The 201-nt window shown below is 45.8% G+C and carries 1 protein-coding gene; it reads left to right on the top strand.

Annotated elements, in window-relative coordinates; all coding sequences use genetic code 11:
* Positions 1 to 58: 58 nt before the first annotated feature.
* Positions 59 to 201, top strand: a 143-nt coding sequence (locus JDF658_RS14165; RefSeq protein WP_159446656.1) for a 30S ribosomal protein S2, incomplete at its 3' end; no start/stop codon positions are given.

Genomic DNA, 201 nt, shown 5'->3' with positions numbered 1-201 from the left:
GAGACAGGTGGGCAGCGAAGAAGATGGGGGCGGAGGTAAAACTAATGGAGGTGTAAATATGTCAGTCGTTTCCATGAAACAATTACTGGAAGCCGGTGTTTACTTCGGACACCAAACCCGGCGGTGGAACCCCAAAATGCGGGAATATATCTTCACTGACCGGAACGGAATTTACATTATCGATTTGCAAAAAACTGTTAA

The organism is Carboxydocella sp. JDF658 (genome assembly GCF_002049395.1).
Lineage (GTDB): Bacteria > Bacillota.
Note: the sequence above shows the minus strand (reverse complement) of the source record. Positions and strands in the feature narration are given on the sequence as shown.